The following is an 8,115-nucleotide window of genomic DNA, read 5'->3' on the forward strand; positions in this document are numbered from 1 at the left end:
GCCCACGCCGTCAGGCGTGGGAGGGTGAGGGGTTTCGGCGGCGAGCGGTTTACTCCCTCACCCTCCCACCGCTGCGCGGCGGGCCCCTCCCTCTCCCCCTGGGAGAGGTGTGAAAAGGCGACGACCTCACCCATTGGCGCGCCTCCGCACATCCTCGACCGCCGTCAGCACCGCCTCCGGCGTCGCCGGCGCGTCCAGGTTCGGCATCACCTTGTGATCCCCCACCGCCGCCACCGCCCGGGTGATCGCGCTGAACACCGAGATCGCCAGCATCAGCGGCGGCTCGCCAACGGCCTTCGAACGGTGGACGGTCGGCTCGGCGTTGCGGCCGGGCTCCCAGAGCTTGACGTTCAGCACGCGCGGCCGGTCGCCCGCCGTCGGGATCTTGTAGGTCGAGGGGGCATGCGTCTTCAGCACGCCCTTGGCGTCGTAGACCAGTTCCTCGGTGGTCAGCCAGCCCATGCCCTGGATGAAGCCGCCCTCCACCTGGCCAAGATCGATGGCCGGGTTCAGCGAGCGGCCCACGTCGTGCAGGATGTCGGCGCGCAGCACCTTGCTCTCGCCGGTCAGGGTGTCGATCACCACCTCGCTGCAGGCCGCGCCATAGGCGAAGTAGTAGAACGGCCGCCCGCGATGGGTCTTGCGGTCGTAGGTGATCTTGGGCGTGGCGTAGAAGCCGGTGGCCGACAGCGAGATCCGCGCCAGATAGGCCTGGCGACAGAGATCCGGGAAGCTCACCGTCTCGCCGCCGATCTTCACCCCCTCGGGCGTGAAAGCCACCTGCGAGGGATCCACGCCCCACTTCTCGGCGGCGAAGGCGACCAGCCGCCCCTTCAGCTTGCCCGCCGCGTCCAGCACCGCCATGCCGTTTAGGTCCGCCCCCGACGAGGCCGCCGTGGCCGAGGTGTTGGGCACCTTGTCGGTCGTGGTCGAGGTGATCTTCACCCGCTCCAGCGGAACCTGGAACGCCTGCGCCGCCACCTGCGCCATCTTCAGATAGAGCCCCTGCCCCATCTCGGTGCCGCCGTGGTTCAGCATGATCGAGCCGTCGGCGTAGATGTGGATCAGGGCGCCTGCCTGGTTCAGGTGGGTGGTGGTGAACGAGACGCCGAACTTCACCGGCGTCAGGGCCAGGCCCTTCTTGAGGATCGGATTGGCCGCATTGAACGCCGCCACCGCCTGCTGCCGGGCCGCGTAGTCGCAGGACTTGGCCAGCTCCTCGATCAGCTCCGGCGCGACGTTGTCCTCCACCACCTGATAGTAGGGCGTCAGATTGCGGCCCCCTCCTTCTCCATAGGCGCCATAGAGGTTGCGCCGGCGCACCTCCAGCGGGTCGAGGCCCGTGGCCTGCGCCACCGCGTCCATCACCCGCTCGATCGCCGCCATGCCCTGCGGCCCGCCGAAGCCCCGGAAGGCGGTGTTGGAGACGGTGTGGGTGCGATAGCGGTGCGAGACGATCTCGACCGCCGGCAGGTAGTAGGCGTTGTCGGCGTGGAACATCGCCCGATCGTTGATGGCCGGCGAAAGATCCGTCGTCGCCCCGCAGCGCGAGGCCAGTTCCAGCCGGATTCCCAGCAGCCGCCCCTCGTCGTCGAAGCCGACGTCGTATTCCACCTCGAAGTCATGCCGCTTGCCGGTCATGACCATGTCCTCGTCGCGGTCGGGCCGGCACTTGGCCGGGCGGCCGGTCTTGACCGCCACCAGCGCGGCCGCCGCCGCGAACAGCGAGGCTTGCGTCTCCTTGCCGCCGAAGCCGCCGCCCATGCGCCGCACCTCGACGGTCACCGCATGATCCGGCCGCCCCAGCACGCGGGCGATCAGGTGCTGCACCTCGGTCGGATGCTGGGTCGAGCACCAGACGTGGACGTCGCCCTCCTCGCGCGGCGTCGCCAGCGAGGCCTGGCCTTCGAGATAGAAGTGGTCCTGGCCGCCGATGGCGTGGCGGCCTCGAACCCGATTGGGCGAGGCGGCGATAGCCGCCTCGGCGTCGCCCCGCGCCATGCGCTGGCTGGCCTCGATCTTCAGGTCCAGCCCCTCGGCCTCGCCGATCGTGATCGCCGCCGGCAGGTCTTCGTACTCCACCACGGCCTTGGCGGCGGCCGCGCGGGCGGCGGCGATCGAGGTCGCGGCCACCGCGAACAGGCTCTGGCCGACGCAATAGACCTCGCCGGCCGCGAACAGCCTGTCGTCGTGGATCACCGGGCTGACGTCGTTCTCGCCGGGAATGTCGGCGGCGGTCAGCACGCAGACCACGCCGGGCGAGGCCCGCACGGCGTCCAGATTCATCGACACGATCCGCGCATGGGCCCTGGTGCTCATGCCCAGATGCACATGCAGCAGACCCGTCGGCTCGGGCAGGTCGTCGACATAGATCGCCGTCCCGGTCACGTGGCGCAAAGCGCTGTCGTGCGGGACCGAGGCGTGCACGCCCACGAAGGGCGTGACTTTCAGCGAAGCGCCGGAATCAGCCATGGGCGGCCTCCGCCAGCACGCTGGTCGCCACGCCCGGCTCGGCGCTTTCCAGATAGGCCCGGACCAGCAGGTTCCTCGCGGTGCGCGCACGATAGCCCGCCGAGGCCCGCATGTCCGACAGCGGCGTGTAGTCCTCGTCCAGCTTGGCGGCGGCGGCGTCGATCGTCTCGGGGTTCCACGGCCGACCAATGAGGGCCGCCTCGCAGGCGTCTGCCCGCTTGGGCGTGCCGGCCATGCCGCCGAACGCCACCCGCGCCTCGATCACCACGCCATCCACGACCGTGATCGCGAAGGCCGCGCAGACGGCCGAGATGTCCTGGTCGAAGCGCTTGGAGAGCTTGTAGACCTTGAAGATCTGCCCCGCCGGCCCGCGCGGCACGATCACCGCCTCGACGAACTCGCCCGGCTGGCGGTCCTGCTGGCCGTAGGCGACGAAGAAGTCCTCCAGCGGGATCTCGCGGGTCTGGTCTCCCAAGCGCAGCACCAGCGTGGCGCCCAGCGCGATCAGGGCCGGCGGCATGTCGCCGATCGGCGAGCCGTTGGCGATGTTGCCGCCGATCGTGCCGCTGTTGCGCACCTGGGTCGCGCCCAGCCGCCGCATCATCTCGCCCAGGCTGGGATAGCGGCCGGCCAGGGTCTCGATCGCCTCGACATAGCGAACGCCGGCTCCGATCCGCAGGGCGTCGCCCACCCGGGTGATGGTCTTCAGTTCGGCCACCCGGCCGATGTCGATCAGGGTCTGGGGCGGCTTGCGCAGCTTGGTGACCCACAGCCCCACGTCGGTCGCCCCGGCCACGAAGGCCGCGTCCGGATTGGCCTCGGCGGCGGCCGCCAGCTCGGACAGGTTTCGCGGCGCCAGCCAGCGGCGGGTGACGCCCCGCACCGGATCCTCATGCGCCAGACTCAGCATGGTCTCGCGCTGGATCGCCTTCAGCGAACCGGCCACGTCCGGCGCCTCTTCGCGCACCACCTCGCGCGCCGCCTCCAGGATCGGGCCATAGCCGGTGCAGCGGCAGAGGTTCCCCGCCAGCACGTCCTCGACCGGCGCCCCCGCCCCGCAGGCCCCGACCGCGCGGCCGTACAGCGACATCACGATCCCCGGCGTGCAGAAGCCGCACTGCGAGCCGTGCTTGTCGATCATCGCCTGCTGAACGGGATGCGGCTTGCCCGCGCAGGCGCCCACACCCTCGGTCGCCAGGCTTTCGACCGTCATCACCGCCTTGCCGTCCAGCATCGGCAGGAACTGGATGCAGGCGTTGACGGCCCGCCAGGCAACCGGCTTCAGCGCGTCGCCGGCCGTCAGTTCGCCGACCAGCACTGTGCACGAGCCGCAGTCGCCCTCGGCGCAGCCTTCCTTGGTTCCGGTCTTGCGCAGCGGCCCGCGCAGGTGCTCCAGCAGGGTCGTGGTCGGATCGACGCCCGCCGCCTCCTGGGCCTCGCCGTTCAGCAGGAACCGGATCGTCCCGCCCATCTCAGCTGCCCCGGTAGGTCGAATAGCCGAACGGCGACACCAGCAGCGGCACGTGATGGTGCTGAGCCGGATCGGCCACCGCGAAATCGATGGTCACCACGTCGAGGAACGGCGGATCGGAGACCTTGGCCCCGCTGGCGGCGAAATAGGCGGCGATCTCGAACTCCAGGCGATAGCCGCCGACCGCCAGGGCCTCGCCCTCGACCAGCCGCGCGCGGCCGTCGGCGTCGGTGGTCGTCGCCAGCAGCAGCGTCGGCGGGCTTTCCCCCCGGCGATAGACGCGCACCGCCACCCCGGCGGCCGGGCGGCCGGCGGCGGTGTCGAGGATGTGGGTCGTCAGGCCGCTCATGCTTGGTCCTGCGGGATCGGGGTCATCATACGCTCTTTCGACCTCTCCAGAGAGGTTGATGCTCAGAGGCTGGGACCGCGCGCGTCCGCTGTCCAGCCTCGCCGCCGCCGGACCGTCCGCCCGTGGCGGGTTCGCGGCCGGTTCGCCCAGCCAGGCGGCGACCGGCGCCCGCCGATTGAGCGTATATAAGTCTTTTATTACTTACCAGACGCGCCCGTTGCGTCGCCCCGCCGACCCCGCCCGAAGCCAAACGGACGCAGAATCGCAAAAAATGGTCGGCGGACGCTGCGTAAGGTTGGAAAAGCGCGGCCAACCCCGGTAGCAACACCGGCAGACGGGCCGCGTGCGTAATCCCAACCCCGGGAGCGCGACAAAGAGACGGCCCGCGCCACGCGCTGCGCAGAACAGGACCGATCGATGGACGAGGATTTCCGTAAAGCCGCCCTGGATTACCACCGGCTGCCGCGGCCCGGAAAGCTGGCCATCGAGGCCACCAAGCGCATGGCCACCCAGCGCGACCTGGCCCTGGCCTACTCCCCCGGCGTCGCCGCCCCGTGCCTGGCCATCGCCGAGGACCCGGATCTGGCCCGCGACTACACCGCCCGCGGCAACCTGGTCGCCGTGATCTCCAACGGCACCGCCGTGCTGGGCCTGGGCGACATCGGCCCGCTGGCCTCCAAGCCGGTGATGGAAGGCAAGGCTGTCCTCTTCAAGAAGTTCGCCGGCATCGACGTCTTCGACATCGAGGTCGACGCCAAGGACCCCGACCGCTTCATCGAAGTCGTCGCGGCCCTGGAGCCCACCTTCGGCGGCATCAACCTCGAGGACATCAAGGCCCCCGAGTGCTTCATCATCGAGCGCAAGCTGCGCGAGCGGATGAACATCCCGGTCTTCCACGACGACCAGCACGGCACCGCCATCGTCTGCGCCGCCGCCGTCCGCAACGCCCTGCTCGTCCAGGGCAAGCAGCTGAAGGACGTCAAGCTCGTCACCTCGGGCGCCGGCGCGGCCGCCCTGGCCTGCGTCGATCTGCTGGTCTCCATGGGCCTGCCGGTCGAGAACGTCACCCTCACCGACATCGAGGGCGTGGTCCACGCCGGCCGCGATCCGGACATGCCGGACAACATGGCCCGCTACGCCCGTCCGACCGACGCGCGCACCCTGCCCGACGTGCTGCCCGGCGCCGACATCTTCCTGGGCCTCTCGGCCCCGCGCGTCTTCAAGCCCGAGTGGCTGCCGCTGCTGGCCGAAAAGCCGCTGATCCTGGCCATGGCCAACCCGGATCCGGAGATCCTGCCGGAACTGGTCTACGCCCAGCGTCCCGACGCCATCATGGCCACCGGCCGCAGCGACTACGCCAACCAGGTCAACAACGTCCTCTGCTTCCCGTTCATCTTCCGCGGCGCGCTCGACGTCGGCGCGTCCGAGATCAACGAGGCCATGAAGGTGGCGGCCGTCGAGGCCATCGCCGAGCTGGCCCGCGCCGAGGCTTCGGAAGTCGTCGCTTCGGCCTATGGCGGCGCGGCCCCGATGTTCGGCCCGCAATACATCATCCCCAAGCCGTTCGATCCGCGCCTGATCCTGCAGATCGCCCCGGCCGTGGCCCGCGCGGCCATGGAGTCGGGCGTCGCCACCCGCCCGATCGCCGACTTCGACGCCTACCGCGCCGAGCTGGAGCTGTTCGTCTACCGCTCGGGCCAGCTGATGCGTCCGGTGTTCGAGCGCGCCCGCAAGGCGACCAAGGCCGCCAAGGTCCGCGTCGCCTATGCCGAGGCCGAGGACGAGCGCGTCCTGCGCGCCGTGCAGACCGTCGTCGACGAGGGCCTCGCCGCCCCCGTGCTGATCGGCCGCCGCGAGGTGATCAAGGCCAAGGCCGCCGAGATGGGCCTGCGCCTCGACCTGGGCGGCGCCGTCGAGATCCTCGACCCGCAGGCCGACCGCGAACTGTTCGAGCCGATCATCGGCCAATACCAGGACCTGGTCGGCCGTCGCGGCGTGCCGCCGATGGCCGCCAAGCGCCGCGTCGAGGGCCGTCGCACGGTGGCCGCCTCGATGCTGCTGCAGACCGGCCAGGTCGACGCCGCCCTCGTGGGCGGCAGCGGCGACTGGTGGCAGCACATGACCTACGTCCTGCCGATCATCCCCAAGCGCGAAAACGTCGGCCGAGTCTACGCCATGTCGTCGCTGATCCTCGACAACGGCACGCTGTTCTTCTGCGACACCCACGTCAATGTCGACCCGACCGCCGAGCAGGTGGCCGAGATGACGCTGCTGGCCGCCGAATCGGTGCGCCGCTTCGGCCTGACGCCCAAGGCCGCCCTGCTCTCGCACTCCTCGTTCGGGGCCTCCAACTCGCCGACCGCCCGCAAGATGCGCGAGGCCCTGGCGCTGGTTCGCGCCGGCGCGCCCGAGCTCGAGGTCGACGGCGAGATGCACGCCGACGCCGCCCTCTCCCAGGCCCTGCGCGACCGCCTGGTCGGCGACAGCACCCTGAAGGGCTCGGCCAACCTGCTGGTCATGCCGACCCTGGATGCGGCCAATATCGCGCTCACCCTGCTGACGGCCGCCACCGAGGCCCTGCTGGTCGGTCCGATCCTGCTGGGCATGAGCCGGCCGGTGCACGTGCTGACGCCCAGCGTCACCGCCCGCGGCATCGTCAACATGACCGCCCTGGCGGTGAACCAGGCCGCCGCCGAGCGGGCCGCCAAGGCCGGCTGATCAGGCCTCCGCCGGCTTTCGGGCCGGCGATCTCACGATCTGGATGGCGGCCTCTCGCAAGGGAGGCCGCCATTCTTTTTGGGCGTCGCCAGGCCGGCGGGAAGGCCATCCGAGGGGCGTGTAACGCGCACGAAAAAGCCCCGCCGGAACCCGCCCCTGTCGCAGCGACAGAAGCCAGGTCCCGACGGGGCCTAATTCGCCAGGTCGGCAGCCGGCCAGGCGCTCCGCGCCCGGCCGATAGACCGATCCCTTAGAGGATGCGCAGGTTGCCGGCCGAGGTCTTGCCCGAGCGGCGGTCCTGTTCGAGTTCGTAACCGACTTGCTGGCCTTCGTTCAGGCCGCGCAGGCCGGCGCGCTCGACGGCCGAGATGTGCACGAAGATGTCGCCACCGCCGTTGTCCGGCTGGATGAAGCCGAAGCCCTTGGTGCTGTTGAACCACTTCACGACGCCCGTACCGGCTTCGCCGGTGCCGCCGCCGCCACCGCCGCCGCCACCGTAGCCGCCGCCACGGGGAGCGTCGAAGCTGCGCTGCGGACGACGCGGCGCGCCGCCGGCCGGAACGGCGCCATGGCCGGTCACGCGCAGATTGCCGGCCGAGGTCTTGCCCGAACGGCGGTCCTCTTCCAGCTCGTAAGCCACCTGATCGCCTTCATTCAGGCCCGACAGGCCCGAACGTTCAACCGCGGCGATGTGGACGAACACGTCCTGGCCGCCGTCCTCGGGCTGAATGAAGCCAAAGCCCTTGGCCGGGTTGAACCACTTAACGACACCGTTCGCCATCTTATCCTCAAAACCTCAATCGACGGGCCAATTGCCGGCCCGCGTCCTTCCACAGCAACTCATGACGCAAAACTGCGGCACGCGCTACGCCCTTTGCACGGAGATTATGGGTGGGAAGCGGCCGCTGACCAGAAAAATTCGCGCGCGGAGGCTCAGCTGTCGCCAAAATACCACTATGGGTGGTAAGCGACGGCGTCAAAAAAGGCCGACGCCGGACGACATCGACCTTGTCGGTCTACCAGGAAAGTGGGTGCGGGGACAGGATTTGAACCTGTGACCTTCAGGTTATGAGCCTGACGAGCTACCGGGCTGCTCCACCCCGCG

The 8,115-nt window shown here is 69.9% G+C and carries 5 protein-coding genes, 1 tRNA gene and 1 pseudogene; 1 reads left to right on the forward strand and 6 read right to left on the reverse strand.

Annotation, left to right across the window (positions count from 1 at the left end; genetic code table 11):
* Nucleotides 1–126: 126 nt before the first annotated feature.
* From xdhB to uraH, 3 genes are read right to left on the reverse strand one after another with little or no spacing between them, the layout of a single operon-like run.
* Complete coding sequence (gene xdhB, locus AC1RRS_RS23895) at nucleotides 127–2,472, reverse strand: xanthine dehydrogenase molybdopterin binding subunit (protein ID WP_492857379.1); 2,346 nt, start codon at nucleotides 2,470–2,472, stop codon at nucleotides 127–129.
* Nucleotides 2,465–3,943 carry a xanthine dehydrogenase small subunit gene (gene xdhA / locus AC1RRS_RS23900; RefSeq protein ID WP_492857380.1) on the reverse strand — a complete coding sequence of 493 codons (1,479 nt, stop codon included), beginning with the start codon at nucleotides 3,941–3,943 and terminating at the stop codon, nucleotides 2,465–2,467. The genes xdhB and xdhA overlap by 8 nt, the downstream gene beginning before the upstream one ends.
* Before the next feature lies 1 nt (nucleotide 3,944).
* Nucleotides 3,945–4,292, reverse strand: a complete 348-nt coding sequence (uraH, locus tag AC1RRS_RS23905) for a hydroxyisourate hydrolase (protein WP_492857381.1) — start codon at nucleotides 4,290–4,292, stop codon at nucleotides 3,945–3,947.
* Nucleotides 4,293–4,709: 417 nt separating this feature from the next.
* Here uraH and AC1RRS_RS23910 point away from each other — a divergent pair, with 417 nt between their 5' ends.
* Complete coding sequence (locus AC1RRS_RS23910; RefSeq protein ID WP_492857382.1) at nucleotides 4,710–7,010, forward strand: NADP-dependent malic enzyme; 2,301 nt, start codon at nucleotides 4,710–4,712, stop codon at nucleotides 7,008–7,010.
* A gap of 250 nt (nucleotides 7,011–7,260) precedes the next feature.
* Here AC1RRS_RS23910 and AC1RRS_RS23915 read toward each other — a convergent pair whose 3' ends face one another.
* The 3 genes and pseudogenes from AC1RRS_RS23915 to AC1RRS_RS23925 all read right to left on the reverse strand — a co-directional run bounded on the left by AC1RRS_RS23915 (nucleotide 7,261) and on the right by AC1RRS_RS23925 (nucleotide 8,115).
* Nucleotides 7,261–7,455, reverse strand: coding sequence for a cold-shock protein (locus tag AC1RRS_RS23915; protein ID WP_233245359.1), 195 nt, complete (start codon nucleotides 7,453–7,455; stop codon nucleotides 7,261–7,263).
* A 132-nt stretch (nucleotides 7,456–7,587) separates the two neighbouring features.
* A pseudogene (locus AC1RRS_RS23920) lies at nucleotides 7,588–7,791 on the reverse strand (cold-shock protein); the annotation flags it as partial.
* 247 nt (nucleotides 7,792–8,038) lie between these two features.
* A tRNA-Met gene (locus AC1RRS_RS23925) sits at nucleotides 8,039–8,115 on the reverse strand.

This window comes from Caulobacter sp. GW821-FHT12A07 (assembly GCF_058807655.1).

Coding starts and splice junctions, on each gene's coding strand:
- xdhB (WP_492857379.1), bottom strand. CDS start 2,472: ATGGCTGATTCCGGCGCTTCGCTGAAAGTCACGCCCTTCGTGGGCGTG.
- xdhA (WP_492857380.1), bottom strand. CDS start 3,943: ATGGGCGGGACGATCCGGTTCCTGCTGAACGGCGAGGCCCAGGAGGCG.
- uraH (WP_492857381.1), bottom strand. CDS start 4,292: ATGAGCGGCCTGACGACCCACATCCTCGACACCGCCGCCGGCCGCCCG.
- AC1RRS_RS23910 (WP_492857382.1), top strand. CDS start 4,710: ATGGACGAGGATTTCCGTAAAGCCGCCCTGGATTACCACCGGCTGCCG.